The sequence below is a fragment of the Vibrio sp. TMPB1044 genome (assembly GCF_030442075.1).
In the GTDB taxonomy this organism is placed as follows: Bacteria; Pseudomonadota; Gammaproteobacteria; order Enterobacterales; family Vibrionaceae; genus Vibrio; species Vibrio satsumensis.
This window is the reverse complement of record NZ_JAUJED010000025.1, coordinates 262,348-279,497: the sequence shown is the minus strand read 5'-3', so window position 1 is coordinate 279,497 and position 17,150 is coordinate 262,348. Positions and strand designations below refer to the sequence as shown.

Genomic DNA, 17,150 nt, shown 5'->3' with positions numbered 1-17,150 from the left:
ATAAAAGTGAAACTAAAAGGCCTGACTCCGATAGAATATCGAACTCAGGCCTTGAAAGCCGCTTAACAGAAATGTCCAACTTTACGGGGTCAGTTCATTATGTGGCTTTTTGTTTCAACAAAACCTGAGATTATAGGTCTTGGATGTTCTCAGCTTCTAGCTCTTGGAAGTAACGTAGAGTCTTAACTTTTAGCTCTTGTTGAGCTGGCTCATCAGCAACGATGATCGCTTTACGGTGCATCTGTAGAGCTGTAACAGTCCACATGTGGTTTACAGAGCCTTCGATAGCCATTTGAAGCGCTTGAGCTTTGTTGTGGCCTAGAGAAAGGATCATTACTTCTTCTGAATCTAGAAGAGTAGCAACACCGATAGTTAGTGCGTATTTAGGAACTTGGTTGATGTCGCCATCGAAGAAACGAGAGTTCGCGATACGAGTGTCTTCAGTTAACGTTTTGATACGAGTGCGTGAAGATAGAGAAGAACCAGGTTCGTTGAATGCGATGTGACCGTCGATGCCTACGCCGCCCATGAACAGGTTGATTTTGCCGTATGAACGGATTTTCTCTTCGTATGCTGCACAGTGCGCATCGATGTCTTCAGCTTGACCGTCTAGCAGGTTGATGTTTTCTGCTTGGATATCAACGTGGTTGAAGAAGTTCTCGTGCATGAAAGTGCGGTAAGACTCTGGGTGGTTAGGGTCGATACCAACGTACTCATCCATGTTGAATGTTACAACGTGCTTGAAGCTAACTTCGCCAGCTTTGTAAAGTTCAATTAGCTCAGCGTAAGTAGTTAGAGGTGTGCTACCAGTAGGAAGACCTAGTACAAATGGACGCTCAGCAGTTGGCGCGAATTTGTTAATAGAATCTGCGATATGACGAGCAGCCCATTTACCTACTTTTGCTTTGTTGCTTAATGGAATAAGTCTCATTGATTTTGCCCCTAGAAATAAAATTTTATAGTGTTCTGAAACATTAATTCGCATTATAAAATAAGTTGTCGAGTTCCGCTATTGTTTTAGGTCAAGTTTTTGCTTTTTTCGTCATATGTGTGACTGGAACTCTCAAAATTGCACAATTATTGTATGGATATTTAGTTACGTTAAACAAGATTAATACGTTTGTCATATAGAGCAATATTGATCTAATTCAGCGCCTGAAAGGGACGGTGTTTCTACGTATTAATAGGTATTGAGGTTTTGATATACTTCGGCGTATTAACAAGCTTTGAAAGTATAGTTGAGGCTAGAAAATAATGATGGCAATGAGGTGCTATCGTGATAAAAGACGGGAGCGGGATAAAGAACGATGAATATCATTGGGATGAATCCCTAGGATATTGAGAAAGAGCCGTGTTTTATTCACGCTATCGCTATGAATTCTATATAAATATTGGTAAAAATGGACAGTTTGGCTAAACTTATCAATTACAATGAAGATGTGTGTTCGAAGGCAAAAAAAAGCCCAAAGTGATGAGGAATCACTTTGAGCGGTTTTACTAATCTTCTAACACTAACTCACTTTCGTATTCTTCCCTAGGCACTTCACCGCGTTTGCAGCCGTTTAGGGTATGAAAGCGACGGCGTCCACGAGCCAGTTGAATGTACTTCAACCAAACACGCTCTAACTTGGACTTTGCCTTATGAGGGTGAGATAACACTTTAATGAAGTGTTTTTCTTCTGCATTGATTGGTGCTAGTTCACCAGTTTCAAGTGCAAGCATAGTGTCACCAAACAAGGTTAGGATTTCCTCTTCTGAAAGAGTAAAATCACCCGACTTAGCGAACCCTCGTGGGAATTTAATGGTGTCATAAAAACGTTTTTTTCCGTGTCGGAATTCGGTCTCAGACATATCAGCCTCAGTAATGTGGTTAGATAGAAATTAGTGTTTATTGCTCACGCGAAAATATTGTTAAAAGGCTAAAATAGGAAACAAAACGTTTTTGCCTTTACGATAAACAATCCTAGATCGGCTAGTTAGCAGATTTATTACAGAGATGTATTTGATGGATGTGAAAGTATTTAGAACCTTTCTTGAGGTTGCAAGGGTGCGCCATTTTGGGCGTGCAGCTGAAAACTTGTATTTAACACAAGCGGCGGTGAGTGCGCGGATCAAACAGCTTGAAGGCTATTTTGATACTCAACTCTTCATTCGTGATCGCAATAACATCAAACTCACATCTTCCGGTGAACGTTTGATTGGTTATGCCGAAGTGATGGTGTCCACCCTACAACAAGCCAAATTTGAGCTGTCGTTAGAGAGTGGTAAAGCCTTGCAGTTAACGCTGGGTGGCACGCCGAATATTTGGGATGCGTATCTACAAAACTGTTTAAGTGTGGTGACCGACTCTTTTGGTGGTTACGGCTTTATGGCAGAGGTGATGGGGCGCGAGCAACTGAACCGAAACTTGTTAGAACGAACTTTAGATATGGCGTTCGCGTTCGATCAGATCAAAGCGGAAGAGCTGAACTGTAAAAAAGTGGCTGATTTGGTTTTGGTGTTGGTATCAACACAGCAAGATGATCTGGAATCGGTATTCCAACATAAATATGTGTATGTTGATTGGGGAACGCGCTTCGGTTCAGAACACGCAGAACGTCACCCTAAAGTTCCGGCACCTTATCTTCGTACCTCTACAGCGCGTATTGCCCTAGATTTCATTTTAGAGAAAGGTGGTAGTGCGTATCTTCCGGTTTCTCTAGTCGAACCTTTTATCGATTCGGGTAAGCTGCACAAGGTGAAAGGGGTTGAAGACTGGTATCGCCCAATTTATCTGAGCTACCGTAAAAGCAGCACTTCGGTGGATGCGATCATGCAGGTTGAGAAATTGGTTAATGAGATTGACCCATCGACCGCTTACACGCTGCAACAAGCCGCTGAACAGACGCCAGAGTAATAGCACGCGCAGCCAGCAATATGCTTTGTTGACGAGATAAAAAATGGCTCCTAACTAGTTGTATAGTTGGGAGCCATTTTTGTTTTAAACCAGAGATGTACTTCTTTTTTGAATTAGAGATCGTTTCTAATTCAAATAAAATCGTTTAAGCCTGGTATACCTAGCCCTATTTAAAGGCTCTATAGTGTTAACACACTTATAGGTTCATTAGATTCTCAATAGACTCTTCGAGAGAGTGTGACATGTACGAATGGATTGTGTGGCCATCCGTTGCGTCAATCTCAATCATAGAAATCCCATTGTCCGCTTTGTCTTCAAGAAAGCTCAGAGATTGCTCGACTGATTGACTGGTGAGAACCTGTTGGTTTGATAAAACAATACGACATGTGTGTAGAACCATAGCCTTTTCCTTTTTATATTCGATAGGTCTCTGCATCTTGGTGTGCTAAGTACCTATCGTTGACGTTGTGAGAAGAATTTCTTCTCAAGATTAAATTTAGTCGAATTGAATAAAATTAAAACCCTTTTTTGTGATTTATCTAACCTTCGCTTCCGAAAGTGGCTAGCGATGATGCTGGTTCACGGTAAACTTTTAGTTATAGGAGCAAAAGCTATGGCAAATGGGAAGAGCACAGAATGTCGAAAAATATTCATCACAATAGTACCTTAACGAGTGAGCAGTGCCATTTGGCTCGATATGCGCGAGATGCTCGCTTTGATGGTACGTTTTTTACAGCAGTGAAAACGACAGGGATTTTTTGTCGTCCGATTTGCCCAGCAAGCCCGCCCAAAGAAGAAAACGTCGAATACTTTTCTCATCAAGCTCAAGCATTGAAAGCGGGGTATCGTCCTTGTTTGCGTTGCCGACCAGACAGTGCGCCTTTCTCTCCGGCATGGAAGGGCGTTGAAACCACTTTTTTACGTGCGATGCAGTTGATTGATAACGGCGCGCTGAATTCAGGATCTATCGTTGACCTTGCAACGCGGTTAGGTATTTCCGATCGTTACTTACGGACCTTATTCAACAATTACATCGGTGTGTCACCCAAGCAGTACAGCCTTTATAGCCAATTGATGTTCGCCAAACAGTTGCTACATACCAGCAGTATGAGCATTACTGATGTCGGCTTTGCGAGTGGCTTTAATAGCACACGTCGCTTTAACGATGCTTTCCAAAAAGAGTTGCAGCTTTCGCCGAGCCAAATTCGACGAACGAAGCCAAGTGACACACTGAGTAATCATATTCAGCTTGGTTTTAATGGGCCTTTAGACTGGAAGCACTTGTTGGGTTTTTATCGACGAAGAATGATTGAAGGCTTAGAAGAGGTTGGCGAAGATTGTTATAAGCGCACGGTGAATGTGAACGGAGCGAAGGGGTGGTTCAAGGCGACTTTAGCCAAAGAGAACCGCTTAGATATTGAGTTTGAGTTGGATGATATAAGCCAATTAAGAAGTTTGATTACGAATATCCGACGTATGTTCGATCTTGATGTCGATATTGTAAAGGTCGAGACTTTCTTTGCGACGATCGATCCTAACTTGGTCGCTAAGAGTGGTATCCGTATTCCTGGCGTGTGGAGTGCTTGGGAAGCCGGAGTGAGAGCGATTTTGGGGCAGCAAGTCTCGGTAACCGCTGCAATTGGTCAGCTCAATTTATTGGTCAAAGAGCTTTCTGAAGCACATGAGGAGGTTAGCTTTCCCATGCCGCAACAGATAGCGAAGGCTGATTTGAGCTTCTTGAGAATGCCGGGAAGCCGCAAAGAGACCTTAAAGCGTTTTGCTGAATACATGGTCGACAATGAAGCTGAGCATCCTTCTAAATGGATTGCGCTAAAAGGCATTGGGCCTTGGACGATTCAATATGCACTGCTTCGTGGTTTAAGTGAGCCTAACCATCTGTTGGTTGGCGATTTAGTGGTGAAGAAGTTTATTGAGCATCGCCCCACCATCAATATAGAGAGTGTTTCGCCTTGGGGGAGTTACGCGACGTTCCACTGTTGGAATCAGTCTTAATAGAAATAGCTATCCACGAACATCAGCAATCCACAAACATCTGAAATACCAAGCTAGGAGATATTATGGCTAACCGATTTACTTATTATGAGAGTCCATTGGGAACCGTGACTTTACAGGCGAACGATCAAGGGTTGCTAGGCCTGTGGTTTGAAACACACACCACTAAGCCGGAACAGTTAGGTGTTCAAGATGATAGCTTTCCGATCTTTGTAGTGGCAATCGAGCAGCTTAATCGCTATTTCTCAGGTGAAACTATCCAATTTTCTGTGCCTATCGCAGCCAAGGGCACGCCATTTCAGCAGTCGGTTTGGCAGGCGCTGACGACCATTCCTTATGGAGAGACTTGGAGCTATGCACAACTGGCTGATGCGATAGGTAATCCGAAAGCCGTTCGTGCTGTTGGCTTAGCCAATGGCAAAAATCCGGTTTCTGTGATTGTGCCGTGTCACCGTGTGATTGGCAAAAATGGCAAGCTGACGGGTTATGCGGGTGGTGTAGAACGCAAACAGCGCTTATTGGTGATAGAGGGCAGAGATCAAGACTAGTAAGCGATTTGGCAACGAGCCTGTCGCGATGCTGGCTGAGGATCACGTACTACTCAATGGTGAAGGCTAGTGGTTCTTAAAATGTGACTTTGCATTAAAATCAACGCTTTCTGGAAAATGTCGATTTGGTTGCATATTCTTTGACTATGTTCTCTAGGCAAGGATGCCCAAATGAATAGCCATCACTCTCTGATAATTGGCTGCAGTAGCGCGCTGTTGCTAGCCGGTTGTTTAACCGATACCAGTCGTCCCTTCGAAGTACCACAGCTTGTTCTGTTCAAAGGTATGTATGAGAACGCAGATAATGACAGTTTTCTAGTTTTTGAATCTGGGCAAGTGACCTATCAAACAACGGATAATTCCGTGACTCGAACCTATAGTGTCGAAGGTGATTTGCTCAACATTAAGTTGAATTCAGCGAATAGCCGATCAGATTCTGGACTGGTAATGCGAATACAACACGAAGGGGAGGTGCTAACCTGCAATCGGTGTCCAGCAATGCAGTTAAGCAACGTCTGGACACGTGTTGAACAACCTTTGAAAGGAGCATCGAATTAGAAAAGCCCACCATTTAGCCATAAGTGGGCGGCGATACTTACGGCATATCCAATCATGATTACTGGCATCCATTTCAAGTGGCCAAAAAAGGTGTATTTACCATGTGCCGCTCCCATTAATGCGACACCTGCTGCACTACCAATAGATAACAAGCTGCCACCAACGCCTGCAGTTAAGGTGATCAGTAGCCAGTTGCCCATCGACATTTGTGGCTCCATGGATAACACGGCAAACATCACCGGAATGTTGTCGACAATCGCAGATAAGATCCCCACCATGATATTGGCCCAAATAGGATCCCATTGGCTATACATCACGCCAGAGGCAAGTTCCAAGTATCCAAGCAGACTCAAACCACCGACACACATCACCACACCGTAGAAGAACAACAGCGTGTCCCATTCGGCATGCGACACTCTTCGAAATACATCAAATGGCACAACAGAACCGAGTCTCTTTAATGCCCCCTCATCATTATTGGCAATCGCCACCGCTTTTTTCTTGGCCAGTGAATTAGGTAAGGTCTTACGCAAGAAATACCCAAAGAACTGTAGATACGCCAGCCCCATCATCATCCCCATGACCGGAGGGAAGTGGAGTACGGCATGGAAAGCAACCGCAGTGGCTATCGTCATGATGAACAAGAACACGATGCGTCTTGCACCACGTTTTAATTCAACGTGTTGATGCACCGTATCGGGTTGGGTTGTTGGAACAAAGTAAGACATGATCAGTGCAGGGACGAGGTAATTCATCACTGAAGGAATAAATAAAGGAATGAACTCACTGAAGCTCACATAACCAGCTTGCCACACCATCAGTGTTGTGATGTCGCCGAATGGGCTGAATGCGCCGCCAGCGTTAGCGGCTATTACGATATTTACACAGGCCAAGTTAACGAATTTAGGGTTGGATCCTGCGACTTTCAGAACCACGGCACACATCAATAGAGCTGTCGTGAGGTTGTCTGCGATAGGTGAGATAAAGAAGGCCAGAATACCGGTTAGCCAGAACAGAGATCGGAAGTTAAAGCCTTTGCCGACCATCCACGCTTGCAACGCATCAAACAGTCTTCTCTCTTCCATGGCGCTGATATAAGTCATAGCGACGAGTAGGAAAAGTAATAGCTCGGCGTATTCAAGTAAGTTGTGTTCGAGCGCTTGTTTAGCGACTTCAACGAGGTTGTGTTCTTGGTAGGTAAAACCAATGATTATCCAAATCAGGCCAGCCGCAAGTAGCACTGGCTTGGATTTTCGGAGCTTTAGGTACTCTTCCATCATTACCACAATGTAGGCGATAACGAAAATTGTCAGTGATAGGTAGCCGACAAATGAGTTAGTTAGCTTGAGAGGCTCTCCTAACTGAGAGGTAGCCGCACTTGTTACTGAAGAAAAGAAGAATAAAAAGAGAACAGCAGGAAGCTGGATACCTAACATGAATTACGCTCCAAAGTTAATAAGTTATTAACACGCGTAAAAGCGTAGACCTAAATAACCATGTGGAGTGTGATAGATATCTTAATAATTCAATAGATTATAGTGAAAGCAATAGACTGTGATGTGAACGAAATATGGTCTTACATGCTCAAAATTACTGTCTTGAGAACTCAAAGCCTAAAGAAAAAGCCCTACCGGATTCACTGCCGATAGAGCTTATTCGAAATAGCCAATATTATGCAGCATTGAGATCAAACGTCAGTGTTTGTTCTGCAGCACATACTTCAACAGGCCAGCCGTAGGATTGGTATTCCAGCGCCAGTTTGTCCGCTACTGCACGAGATACCGTTGCAGTGATCCACATGCCCTTGCCCATTACTTGATATTTAAGCGTTCTCATTTCCATTGTAATCACCGTTTTCCTTCAATATTGGCTGCGCGAAGTCTATAGCACCTCTGAGGGCTGAAATTTCGAATCAAGCTCAAATTCTTTATAAACGGGCTCACCGTTGTCGCTAGGCTCAAAACTCAATCAACTAAGGGCAAACGGTTGCATTTTGGAAGCGAACTCACTCTTTAAGTCTCTGTATTATAATTGAATTAAAATTAAACAAAACACCATGTAAGAGATCACTTACATCATTATCAGAGATCTGATTAGGTAAAAAACTCTCACTAGAAGCCAGAGTTGTGTGTTGATTGTGTGCGTTTTTGGTTGCGGTGTTGAAGCAAGGTTTGTTTAGTTTTGTATGTTAAATATTCTAATTTATTTAGCGTATGGTCCTGCTTTTAAATCCATGTCACAGTTTTATATGTTGTTGTGCTTCTTTTATTCAAACCGATACGCTGTTTGATTTTGGTCATTAACCTTTTGCTCATTAGTTTGCACTATCTATACGTGTTCTGTTCCACATAAACGAGATGTATAGAGGTCCTTATGACGAATCCAACCAAAACCGATCGTAAAGTCACGATCGGTAGCTATATCGCACTCGCATTCGCGATTGTGTTCTTTTCAGGCTTAATGCAGTCCAATGAATGGTATGGAGTGTTCGATTTTACAACGCTCAACGGTTCATTCGGTAAGGTCGCTTACGATGTGAGTGAAACGGCTGATGGTATTCAAGCGGCAACGACGTCATTGCGTGGTAAAGGTGGTAGTGGTGCTCGCGACGGTTTCATTTTTGCTTTGACACTTATTCCGACCGTGATGTTTGCACTGGGTATGATCAACGTACTTGAGCACTATGGTGCGCTAGATGCGGCTCGCAAACTGCTGACACCTCTACTTCGCCCTCTGATGGGTATTCCGGGTAACTCTGGCTTGGCATTGATTGCTTCTCTGCAAAGTACTGATGCGGGTGCAGCGATGACGCGTCAGCTAAAAGACGAAGGGCATTTAACTAAGCGTGAAACCGATGTCTTTACGATGTTCCAGTTCACCGCGGGTGCCGCGATCGTTAACTTCTTCTCGTCGGGTGCCGTGTTGTTCACTCTAACCGCGATGGATGGCTCTTTGGCAGTAACCTCGTCAATTGGTCTTGCTGTGGCAGTGATGTTCATCTTCAAGTTTGTTGGCGCGAACCTATTCCGCATTTACCTAAATATTACTGAAGGCAAAGAAGACAAACCAAAATCAGACAAAGAACAAAAACTGGAAGAGGAAGTAGCATAATGAGCGAAGTTAAAGCAAAGAAACCTATGGTTACTGATATTTTCGTTGAAGGTGCCAAGAAAGGCTGGGTTATTGCGACCACCTCGACCGTGCCAAATGTTCTGATGGCGTTTGTGATTATCAAGGCATTGCAGATTACGGGCGCGTTGGATCTGATGGGCAGCGTATTTGCTCCAATCATGGCGGTATTTGGTTTACCAGGTGAAGCGGCAGCGGTGTTGATTGGCGCGTGGATGTCGATGGGTGGCGCAGTAGGTGTGGTTATCACGTTGTTTGACCAAGGCATCTTGAACGGCAACCACATTGCTATTTTGGCGCCAGCTATCTACCTGATGGGTTCTCAAGTGCAATACATGGGCCGTATCATGGGGCCAATCGGAACTGAAGGTCGTTACATCCCAGTGATGATCGCGATTTCGGTACTGAACGCATTTGGCGCGATGTTCTTGATGAACATCATCCTGTAACCCGATTTCTGAATCTTTATAAGCTTTAGAAAAAGGAAAACCCGTTTGGCTTTCACCAAACGGGTTCTGTTCTTTTTCGTAGCCATCCTGCTACTAACGTTGTTACTTATTTTTCAATAAGGTAACGCATGCTCCCTGCATCGTTCCTTGACTTGGCTAAATCCTTTAACCTATCCAATTCATCGCCGTCCTAGCGGTGTCCTTACTAACTCATCATCCTGATAAGTGACTCTATCCTAGAGTATAACTTCCTTGCTGATAACTCATCCGAAGTCATCAAATCTTCGTCCTGAAGATACCTAATCCATTAGGCTTTTTCCTGTTCCTGCCAACTCCCTGTCGACATGTATATTAAACACTCTGGAGGCTTCTCCGACAATCTACCTCAAGTAAATAATCTGAAGGCAAAGCTAAGAAAAACTGTGCGGACTCATACAAAACAAGGGCTTGGGTTTGTAATCTAGGATTTTTCTGCGAAGCTTGATTGTAATCTCTTACGTTTGTTGTGAGAGATCTCTTACACATGTGCGGGCGTGAATGCTCCTTGTTTTCTGAATACAGATACGTTGAGGTAGTCCGCCGAATAAACTAACCAGTAGGAAATGATAATGGTTACAGCGTTATATGCTTCGTTGCTTACGTTAGTCATGTTATGGCTTTCCATTGAAGTGATTAAGCAAAGAAGAAAGAATCAAGTAGCACACGCAGATGGTGGTGTTGAATCGTTACAAGTGGCTCGTTCCGCTCAAAGTAACGCAATGGATTACATCCCAATCACGGTGATTTTGATGGGATTGTTAGAAATGAATGGTGCCGGTGTGTGGCTGATTCATGTTATTGGTATTGCTTTTGTTGCTGGTCGTATTATTCATGGAAAAAGCATTCTTGCTCGTAGCCTGAAGGGAAGAAAGCAAGGCATGTATTTGACCTTTGCCAGCATGGTGTCTTTAGTTGTTCTAAACTTGATTTATCTCCCGTTTGATAAGCTTATGTAAGGACAAGCATGGCGCTACGCCTCCCTCCACCATGGATGATTGTATTAACAGGTTTAGTGCTGAATATTCTGGCCATTGTTGTGTCGAGCCTAGTGCTCGACAAAATGGTGGTTGAACAAGCCCAGTATCGAGAACGCCAACAGGGCAATGTCTACTCGATTCAGTTGGCTTGGAATACGATTGAAACCTTAGAACGTAAGCGTGAATCTATGTTGCTGCACATGGATATTAGTACTTCTTCAAGTTCGGCGGTGACGCCGGAATTAGAAGAAGCGATGCGCGGTCAGCTTGGTGCGTGGGTCAGTGGCGAAGTTCCAGAGATTACTGTCGAAAACCTTTCTCAGATCATGATGCTGATTAACCAAGCTCAGCAATCGCAACGCATACGCATCGATGACTTCTACCTTGATAATCTAACCTTATCTGAACTCCTCCAAGCTCTTGAAGAGCAGATGACCCTCTATAAAAATATCGCGCTCTTTCTTCAGATCTTTGGTTTAGCATTGATTCTTGCGCGTGACCTAGCGAGACGAAATTAACCGTTCTACAACTGCAGCCAAACCTGATGTTGAGTTATTTGTCGAGATTAGGGTGTTGTTGCCCTTGGTACTTTGGAAGCTGGTCTTTAAGCTTTTTGAAGGTACTGAATGCGTTATTAGCTGATAAGCGGTTCATTAACCAGTCAGGCAGGATACCGCCCGCATTCGCATATGCCGTATAGGTGATGTGAGTCAGGCCATTGGTTAGAGGCTGTAAAACCCAAAGCGCATCGACCTCGTTGATTCGAATATACCCCGACTCTTTAGCCAAGTAATTGGATGCATCTTTAATGGTTAAGGTGAATTGACCGTCTTCTACTTCATATTTCGAATACGTCACCATATCACGGTCACGAGCTGGCCAAGGAGCTTTGAACTGGGTATAGACGATATTCTCATTACTAGAGATCTGCATTAATACTTCACTGTGCGACACATTGTCGATCCAATTCGGCACGTTATCGCTGTCTTCCAACAATAAGAGAAAACCTGAGCAGCTCGTTTCGACCTGCATTTGGGCTCGAACTTCAACAAGACCATTCCCATGATTGCGCTTATGAATGGTGATGCCATTTTCACTTTTGACGAACTGCCACGGAGTCGCATAAGAGAGGGCTGAAAATAGACAGAGTCCAAGTACCAAAATCCTAGGTAATATCATTATTCTTCCATGAAATGAAAAGCTTATCTTCCATGATTATAGAATAAAAATAGGTTGGATTCGCGTCGTAAGATGCTGCGTATTGAATATGGTTATTTGATATTGGGAAAAACGGAAGACAGAGGTCTTCCGTTTATAGAAGGGAGGGTAGTGGCAATTTATCTAGAGCTTATAGGCTTCAACCGTTTTTATAGTGGTCCAATTGCTGTCGGCATCTTGGATGAATTCTTGGGTATTCTCTAACCAGCGTTTCTGAACCGATTTGTCTAAGTTCAAGTACAACTTCCCATCTTCCACCTTCCAAGCGAGAGGGTCAGTTTCAAACTTCTTACCCATTGCTACACCAAATGCGCAGTAACCGCCATATTGAGGAGCATAGGCTTCTGGATTGGCTCGAAATTCATCTCTGTTTTCACTGTTCGCAAAGTTATAGATCGCATTCTTATAGGTCGCTGTGAACTCTGATGTACCTTTTACTGGTCCTTCATTGGCAAAGTAAGCAACAGGGTCATAACCTTTAATCGCGAGGTCATTGCTGTCGACGCTCATATCAAGGTCGGCTGCCATGATGGAAAAGCTGGCACCTAATAACGCGGTCATTAGAGTGATTTTTTGGCTGGTCGATTTCAAATGTGACATATCAAGTTCCTTGTCAGTATTAGTTAACTTGTATGAAATAAATTAGCTCACTCGTCCGGTCTATAGAGGGACAAAAGAACTAAAAACTAAGCGAATCGTTCGGAGGGTGCATGGATCTGCTTTCACAATTAATGGAACACTTCTCGATACGTACAGGCGTTTTCTATTCAGGGAACTTGTGTGGGGTGTCGTCATTTAACGCGCAACAAGGTAAAGAGGGGCACCTTCATGTACTGAGTGCGGGGGAGTTGAGCTTGTCTAGTGCTCAAACGGAACACAGGCAACTGTCGCAACCTTGTATTGTTTATCTGCCGAATAGCACACCACATGCGATTGAAGGTGTGGGAGACGGCGCGGAGGTCGTATGTGCGAACGTAGAGTATCGCTCAGGACAGATGAACCCATTGTTGTCTGCGCTTCCTGATGTGATAGTGATTCCGTTTGTGGACGCACCTAACTTAATGCCAGTGATCGAAGTGTTATCTAACGAGTCGAGCCAAGAATCGTCGGGGCAGCAGTACTTAATGGACAAGTTGAGTGACGCTTTGATGGCTTTGATTTTTCGTCATCTTATTGAGCAACAGAAAATTGATAGTGGTGTTTTCTCGGCTCTTGCACACCCTCGATTGGCTTCTGTAGTGACGGCCATTCATCGATTACCCGCTCGTCATTACTCGATTGCCGAAATGGCGTCATTGGCCGCGATGTCTCGTACTCAGCTTATTGAAGCATTTAAACGAGAAGTGGGTGAAACGCCGGGAGATTATGTGCAAAAGTGGCGAGTATCAGTGGCTCAATCGCTGTTATTGCAAAATAAGCCCATCAATTGGGTTGCCGATGAAGTGGGTTACAATAGCTACTCAGGATTCTCACGTGCCTTTCAACATGTTACGGGTGTGTCGCCGCGCCTTTGGCTAAAGCAAAATGTGTCGTGAAGCGCCAGGCACTCCCCCACTCGGTTTATGGCTATTCGCATCAGGCTGGTCTATGTTTTAGCGGAAATTGTATGTAGTTTGTTCTTTTATCGGAAGAGGGTGTAAAAAGGTGGACTTTATAAGCTCGTTGTAACATCCTGCCCGTCCTATTTTATCTAGACACCAATGAGACGAAGTGCCTGCTGAACATTATTCAGCCTCCCGTATCTCATTAAAGTATTAAGGAGTTCAACTTGAACCTATTTGTAAGAGACCTTACCGTTATCGATTCTTCATACATTTGTGAGCACAGAGGGGTCGTAGGAGATAGTTGGATTTTAGATGTCACCATGTCTGGTGAACTTAATGAAATGAGCATGGTGCTGGATTTTAGTAAGGTCAAAAAGCAGATCAAACAGCTGGTTGATCAACATGTTGACCACCGCTTACTGCTGCCAATGAAAAGCGCTGCAATCGTGCATCAGGCGAGCAAAGCCGGTTACTCTAAGGTGGATGTGTTGCGTGGTGATAAAAGCCTGCACCTGCACTGCCCTGATGAAGCATACTGTTTGATTGATGCTGAAGCGATCACCATCGAGAGTGTGACCGCTCATGTTTATCATATTCTTCGCGATAACCTACCAAGTAACGTCACAGGGTTAGAGATCACCCTTCGCCATGAAAACATTAATGGTGCGTTTTACCACTATACCCATGGCTTGAAAAAGCACGACGGTAACTGCCAGCGTATCGCACATGGTCACCGTTCTCCTGTCGAAATTGTGGTTGATGGTCAACGTGATGAACAACGCGAGCAGGCGTTTGCTCAGCGCTGGGAAGATATCTATTTAGGCTCTAAAGAAGACCAAGTTTCAGTTTCATCACTTAACCTGAGTGAACACGCGAATAGCGTTAATGACGAAAGTCACTATGGCTTCCGCTACACCGCGCCACAAGGCGAATTTGAGCTAGCGATTGCTAAGAGTGAAACGGAAATCTTACCAACCGATACCACGGTGGAATTACTGGCAGGCTACATTGCGGATCAAGTAGCCCCAAGTTTGGTAGAAAACCAATCACTACAAATTGTGGCTTATGAAGGGGTAGGTAAAGGCGCGATGGCGTTCCGATAACACCTCACGAGAGAGAGTCTCAGTTCTAATATGATGAAAGAAAGGCAAGATATTCAGTTATCTTGCCTTTTTTTTGTGGCTCTTTAAAACTGATTTAGCGGATAGTTTTAGGCATAAACACTAGGGCGTGTTGATCTTTCGAGCTGTTTTTTGCAGCGAGTTGCTGGGTATTTATACAAGGCAGAGGCATCGATGTGTAGCTAGCCTACATGAGAAGCCGACTAGCCTACATGAGAAGCCGATAACGTAGTAGAAATGACCAGCAAACGCTGCCCGAAGGGTTCGAGCTGGGCGCCCCCGCAAAAAGCGTTTTACTCTTTGTTGAGGGAGATTTGCTTAGAATGCTAGGCTATTTCTCCCTCGCTGCGATTAAAACGCTTTTGACTAGGCGTCCCCATCCGAACAAAATTTAACCGCGAAAGGTCAACACGCCCTAGCGAAGTAGCACGCGTCGCAGTGGCGTTTTCTCGATTCCAGCAACCAACCCAAAGCTCAACAATACGGTGCCAAAAAATACCGTAACGTCTTTTGCCAATTCCGTAATGCCTAAGATTCCACAGACATTGAACAACACGATAATGATCAGTAAGTGGCTTACGTAGATACCCAGCATGCGATTTGAAATGGCACGAACCCAAGCGTAGTTACCCATGTTTGGATTTGCTAAAAGCCACATGAACACACCAATCCCCCACAAAGCCGTACCAAATAAGAAATCGTGAATATTAAAGGCGATATCAAACTGGGTTAACCATGCTGCTTCTGAAAAATGGATGATCATTCCCACAGCGACTAACCCCAACGCTTTTGCTGATGATAGCTGCCATTGGTGTTGGCGAATCAGAAAACCAGCGGTAACGAGTAAAGTGCTAAAGAACGGACCATTGCGCGTGAAGAAGGGTGCTTCTAATCCGGTTAGCGTTGCGTAGCTTCCTGCCAAAGCACCGTAGCCATAGAGCGCAATAGCGATCGGCAATAGAAGTTTATTGAGCTTCAATTCAACCAATAAAGCGATGATCAACACTGCGCACACAAGGGCTGGAATGAACCACAAATGCACCAATCCGCCCTCTAAGAAAGAGTTAAGTGGAGTGTTCATTAAGAAACCCCAATAGCCTTCGCGCTCACCTAGGTAGCCAAACTCTTCTACCTTTGCGAGGTTGAATGGCATCACTAAGCAAATGATACTCCATGCCAACCAAACCTTAAGCAGTGGTTTGGAGTAATTAATGACGGTTTGCCACGGGGATGCAGTTAGCTTGGGCTGAATAAGATAACCGGAAATTAGGAAAAACAAAGGCACCGCAAAACGAGCAGTTTGGTTGAGTACATAACCGATCCAAGGCACTTCATCTATTTGCCAATAAGTGAGTGCCATTTGACCGTGTAAACCAATGATCGCCAAGATAGCAATCACTCGGCCTAACTCGATACTGGCGATGTGCTGTGAAGGCGTATGTTGAACGGAAGACATATCAGATCTCTTAGTAAAATTTTTACGAAATCTAGCAGTCTTTATGCCCAACTAGTTAGTCCTAAATCAAGGCTTATGACCTTTGTTTCAAGGCTTGTGTTGGTTTTTTGAAGCCTGTCGCAGCTATATTAAATCCATTGCAGTAAGCGCAAAGATGCCAAGTGTACAAGTGATAAGCGAACCCATAGTTGTGAGCGCGATAATATTGGCAGCAAGCGTTGCATTTCCGCCCATTGCACGTGCCATGACATAACTCGCGGCTGCGGTTGGTGCAGCACTCATCAGGAAAACTAGGCCCAGATCGAGACCTTCAAAGCCTAAGGCCAATGCTGCTAATGTGATAAGTAAGGGGGAAACAATTAATCGGTAACTTGAGGAAAACCAAGTCGCGAGTCTCTCTTGTTTGAGAGAGCTGATATCCAATGAGCCGCCTGTACAAAGTAAAGCCAAAGGCAAGGTCATTTTTGCCAAGTATTGCCCGGCGTCAGTGACCATTTTAGGGATTGGAATAGACAATGCGTAACAGAAAACGCCGAGGAAAATGGCGATAATAAGAGGGTTCTTGGTTATCGACTTTGCGATTGCTTGAATGGCTTTATTGCCGGTATCTGTCCCCTTGGGAGTTAGGGCAATCACCGCTTGGATATTGTAGAGCACTGTAATTGATGCGACATAGATAGCGGCCAGTGCCACGCCTTGGTTGCCGTAGATATTGGCTACATACGCTAAACCTATGATGCCAGTATTAGCCCGAAATCCACCCTGGATGATAACACCTTGGTCCTTCGACTCTTTAAACAACAGCTTGGTGGATAGAGTAGCAATTAAGAAAAAGGCGAAGTTAGCAGCTAGAGCAAATAACACTAAGGTGCTACTGGCAGAGAAGTTATGTTCGGACTGAACAATACTCAAGAACAGCATCGCAGGTAAGGTGATTTGAAAAACAATTTTGGAGGCGACATCAATGAAGTTGTCGTTGATCAGTCCAATTCGTTTGAGTATCACACCAAGAAACAGCATTAAACAGATAGGGCCTGTTACTGAGGCCGAAAACGCAAACTGTTCCCTAAGTGTGTCCATTATTTTTCCTTAAATTTAGCCGACTTCAATATCCTTTGAATACTGTCGCATTTTTCCACAATTCTTTGAGAAGACAAAATGAATACCAAGAGTTAAGTAAAAAACTTTGAAAAAAAGAACGA

General features: G+C 44.1%; 20 protein-coding genes. 11 read left to right on the top strand and 9 right to left on the bottom strand.

Features of this window, described 5'->3' with window-relative positions; genetic code table 11:
• A complete protein-coding gene (locus tag QQ041_RS24165; protein WP_353057832.1) occupies positions 1–66 on the top strand; it encodes a hypothetical protein in 66 nt (21 codons plus the stop codon).
• A 64-nt stretch (positions 67–130) separates the two neighbouring features.
• Here the strand turns inward: QQ041_RS24165 and nagB are convergent, their stop codons facing one another.
• Together nagB and QQ041_RS19270 are read right to left on the bottom strand one after the other, a co-directional pair.
• Positions 131–931, bottom strand: coding sequence for a glucosamine-6-phosphate deaminase (nagB, locus tag QQ041_RS19275; RefSeq protein ID WP_008216780.1), 801 nt, complete (start codon positions 929–931; stop codon positions 131–133).
• A 566-nt stretch (positions 932–1,497) separates the two neighbouring features.
• Positions 1,498–1,851 (bottom strand): DUF413 domain-containing protein, encoded by a 354-nt coding sequence (locus tag QQ041_RS19270; RefSeq protein ID WP_019819999.1) that lies wholly within the window; start codon positions 1,849–1,851, stop codon positions 1,498–1,500.
• A gap of 154 nt (positions 1,852–2,005) precedes the next feature.
• On the opposite strand from QQ041_RS19270, the gene QQ041_RS19265 reads away from it, so the two are divergent.
• Complete coding sequence (locus QQ041_RS19265; RefSeq protein WP_285954845.1) at positions 2,006–2,896, top strand: LysR family transcriptional regulator; 891 nt, start codon at positions 2,006–2,008, stop codon at positions 2,894–2,896.
• A 196-nt stretch (positions 2,897–3,092) separates the two neighbouring features.
• Here QQ041_RS19265 and QQ041_RS19260 read toward each other — a convergent pair whose 3' ends face one another.
• Positions 3,093–3,296, bottom strand: a complete 204-nt coding sequence (locus QQ041_RS19260; protein ID WP_146492599.1) for a hypothetical protein — start codon at positions 3,294–3,296, stop codon at positions 3,093–3,095.
• A 236-nt stretch (positions 3,297–3,532) separates the two neighbouring features.
• On the opposite strand from QQ041_RS19260, the gene QQ041_RS19255 reads away from it, so the two are divergent.
• The 3 genes from QQ041_RS19255 (at position 3,533) to QQ041_RS19245 (ending at position 6,015) form a co-directional block, all read left to right on the top strand.
• Entirely contained in the window at positions 3,533–4,909 is a 1,377-nt protein-coding gene (locus QQ041_RS19255) for an AlkA N-terminal domain-containing protein (RefSeq protein ID WP_285954844.1), read from the top strand.
• Positions 4,910–4,974: 65 nt separating this feature from the next.
• Positions 4,975–5,457 carry a methylated-DNA--[protein]-cysteine S-methyltransferase gene (locus QQ041_RS19250; protein ID WP_146492596.1) on the top strand — a complete coding sequence of 161 codons (483 nt, stop codon included), beginning with the start codon at positions 4,975–4,977 and terminating at the stop codon, positions 5,455–5,457.
• 171 nt (positions 5,458–5,628) lie between these two features.
• Entirely contained in the window at positions 5,629–6,015 is a 387-nt protein-coding gene (locus QQ041_RS19245) for a hypothetical protein (RefSeq protein WP_086714579.1), read from the top strand.
• On the opposite strand, the gene nhaD is transcribed toward QQ041_RS19245, so the two are convergent.
• Both nhaD and QQ041_RS19235 read right to left on the bottom strand, forming a co-directional pair.
• Positions 6,012–7,451 carry a sodium:proton antiporter NhaD gene (gene nhaD / locus QQ041_RS19240; protein WP_146492594.1) on the bottom strand — a complete coding sequence of 480 codons (1,440 nt, stop codon included), beginning with the start codon at positions 7,449–7,451 and terminating at the stop codon, positions 6,012–6,014. The genes QQ041_RS19245 and nhaD overlap by 4 nt on opposite strands.
• A 235-nt stretch (positions 7,452–7,686) precedes the next feature.
• Positions 7,687–7,857: a hypothetical protein gene (locus QQ041_RS19235; RefSeq protein WP_167373185.1), complete on the bottom strand. Its 171-nt coding sequence runs from the start codon at positions 7,855–7,857 to the stop codon at positions 7,687–7,689.
• Between the two features lie 531 nt (positions 7,858–8,388).
• On the opposite strand from QQ041_RS19235, the gene QQ041_RS19230 reads away from it, so the two are divergent.
• From QQ041_RS19230 to QQ041_RS19215, 4 genes are all read left to right on the top strand, one after another.
• On the top strand, positions 8,389–9,126 hold the full coding sequence (locus tag QQ041_RS19230) for a nucleoside recognition domain-containing protein (protein ID WP_048610036.1): 738 nt from the start codon (positions 8,389–8,391) through the stop codon (positions 9,124–9,126).
• On the top strand, positions 9,126–9,593 hold the full coding sequence (locus QQ041_RS19225) for a YjiG family protein (protein ID WP_004737023.1): 468 nt from the start codon (positions 9,126–9,128) through the stop codon (positions 9,591–9,593). The genes QQ041_RS19230 and QQ041_RS19225 overlap by 1 nt, the downstream gene beginning before the upstream one ends.
• 608 nt (positions 9,594–10,201) lie before the next feature.
• Complete coding sequence (locus QQ041_RS19220; RefSeq protein WP_285954843.1) at positions 10,202–10,588, top strand: MAPEG family protein; 387 nt, start codon at positions 10,202–10,204, stop codon at positions 10,586–10,588.
• 8 nt (positions 10,589–10,596) lie between these two features.
• Entirely contained in the window at positions 10,597–11,127 is a 531-nt protein-coding gene (locus tag QQ041_RS19215) for a DNA mismatch repair protein (protein WP_285954842.1), read from the top strand.
• 34 nt (positions 11,128–11,161) lie between these two features.
• On the opposite strand, the gene QQ041_RS19210 is transcribed toward QQ041_RS19215, so the two are convergent.
• Both QQ041_RS19210 and QQ041_RS19205 read right to left on the bottom strand, forming a co-directional pair.
• Positions 11,162–11,788 carry an START domain-containing protein gene (locus QQ041_RS19210; protein ID WP_285954841.1) on the bottom strand — a complete coding sequence of 209 codons (627 nt, stop codon included), beginning with the start codon at positions 11,786–11,788 and terminating at the stop codon, positions 11,162–11,164.
• A gap of 162 nt (positions 11,789–11,950) precedes the next feature.
• Positions 11,951–12,427, bottom strand: a complete 477-nt coding sequence (locus QQ041_RS19205; RefSeq protein WP_146492588.1) for a YHS domain-containing (seleno)protein — start codon at positions 12,425–12,427, stop codon at positions 11,951–11,953.
• Positions 12,428–12,537: 110 nt separating this feature from the next.
• Here QQ041_RS19205 and QQ041_RS19200 point away from each other — a divergent pair, with 110 nt between their 5' ends.
• Positions 12,538–13,362, top strand: coding sequence for an AraC family transcriptional regulator (locus tag QQ041_RS19200; RefSeq protein ID WP_285954840.1), 825 nt, complete (start codon positions 12,538–12,540; stop codon positions 13,360–13,362).
• Between the two features lie 233 nt (positions 13,363–13,595).
• Positions 13,596–14,474 (top strand): 6-carboxytetrahydropterin synthase, encoded by an 879-nt coding sequence (locus QQ041_RS19195; protein WP_285954839.1) that lies wholly within the window; start codon positions 13,596–13,598, stop codon positions 14,472–14,474.
• A 433-nt stretch (positions 14,475–14,907) separates the two neighbouring features.
• On the opposite strand, the gene QQ041_RS19190 is transcribed toward QQ041_RS19195, so the two are convergent.
• Both QQ041_RS19190 and QQ041_RS19185 read right to left on the bottom strand, forming a co-directional pair.
• Complete coding sequence (locus QQ041_RS19190) at positions 14,908–15,948, bottom strand: acyltransferase (RefSeq protein ID WP_285954838.1); 1,041 nt, start codon at positions 15,946–15,948, stop codon at positions 14,908–14,910.
• Positions 15,949–16,071: 123 nt separating this feature from the next.
• Positions 16,072–17,028, bottom strand: coding sequence for an AEC family transporter (locus QQ041_RS19185; RefSeq protein ID WP_146492581.1), 957 nt, complete (start codon positions 17,026–17,028; stop codon positions 16,072–16,074).
• Positions 17,029–17,150 lie beyond the last annotated feature (122 nt).

Coding starts and splice junctions, on each gene's coding strand:
- nagB (WP_008216780.1), bottom strand. CDS start 931: ATGAGACTTATTCCATTAAGCAACAAAGCAAAAGTAGGTAAATGGGCT.
- QQ041_RS19270 (WP_019819999.1), bottom strand. CDS start 1,851: ATGTCTGAGACCGAATTCCGACACGGAAAAAAACGTTTTTATGACACC.
- QQ041_RS19265 (WP_285954845.1), top strand. CDS start 2,006: ATGGATGTGAAAGTATTTAGAACCTTTCTTGAGGTTGCAAGGGTGCGC.
- QQ041_RS19260 (WP_146492599.1), bottom strand. CDS start 3,296: ATGGTTCTACACACATGTCGTATTGTTTTATCAAACCAACAGGTTCTC.
- QQ041_RS19255 (WP_285954844.1), top strand. CDS start 3,533: ATGTCGAAAAATATTCATCACAATAGTACCTTAACGAGTGAGCAGTGC.
- QQ041_RS19250 (WP_146492596.1), top strand. CDS start 4,975: ATGGCTAACCGATTTACTTATTATGAGAGTCCATTGGGAACCGTGACT.
- QQ041_RS19245 (WP_086714579.1), top strand. CDS start 5,629: ATGAATAGCCATCACTCTCTGATAATTGGCTGCAGTAGCGCGCTGTTG.
- nhaD (WP_146492594.1), bottom strand. CDS start 7,451: ATGTTAGGTATCCAGCTTCCTGCTGTTCTCTTTTTATTCTTCTTTTCT.
- QQ041_RS19235 (WP_167373185.1), bottom strand. CDS start 7,857: ATGGAAATGAGAACGCTTAAATATCAAGTAATGGGCAAGGGCATGTGG.
- QQ041_RS19230 (WP_048610036.1), top strand. CDS start 8,389: ATGACGAATCCAACCAAAACCGATCGTAAAGTCACGATCGGTAGCTAT.
- QQ041_RS19225 (WP_004737023.1), top strand. CDS start 9,126: ATGAGCGAAGTTAAAGCAAAGAAACCTATGGTTACTGATATTTTCGTT.
- QQ041_RS19220 (WP_285954843.1), top strand. CDS start 10,202: ATGGTTACAGCGTTATATGCTTCGTTGCTTACGTTAGTCATGTTATGG.
- QQ041_RS19215 (WP_285954842.1), top strand. CDS start 10,597: ATGGCGCTACGCCTCCCTCCACCATGGATGATTGTATTAACAGGTTTA.
- QQ041_RS19210 (WP_285954841.1), bottom strand. CDS start 11,788: ATGATATTACCTAGGATTTTGGTACTTGGACTCTGTCTATTTTCAGCC.
- QQ041_RS19205 (WP_146492588.1), bottom strand. CDS start 12,427: ATGTCACATTTGAAATCGACCAGCCAAAAAATCACTCTAATGACCGCG.
- QQ041_RS19200 (WP_285954840.1), top strand. CDS start 12,538: ATGGATCTGCTTTCACAATTAATGGAACACTTCTCGATACGTACAGGC.
- QQ041_RS19190 (WP_285954838.1), bottom strand. CDS start 15,948: ATGTCTTCCGTTCAACATACGCCTTCACAGCACATCGCCAGTATCGAG.
- QQ041_RS19185 (WP_146492581.1), bottom strand. CDS start 17,028: ATGGACACACTTAGGGAACAGTTTGCGTTTTCGGCCTCAGTAACAGGC.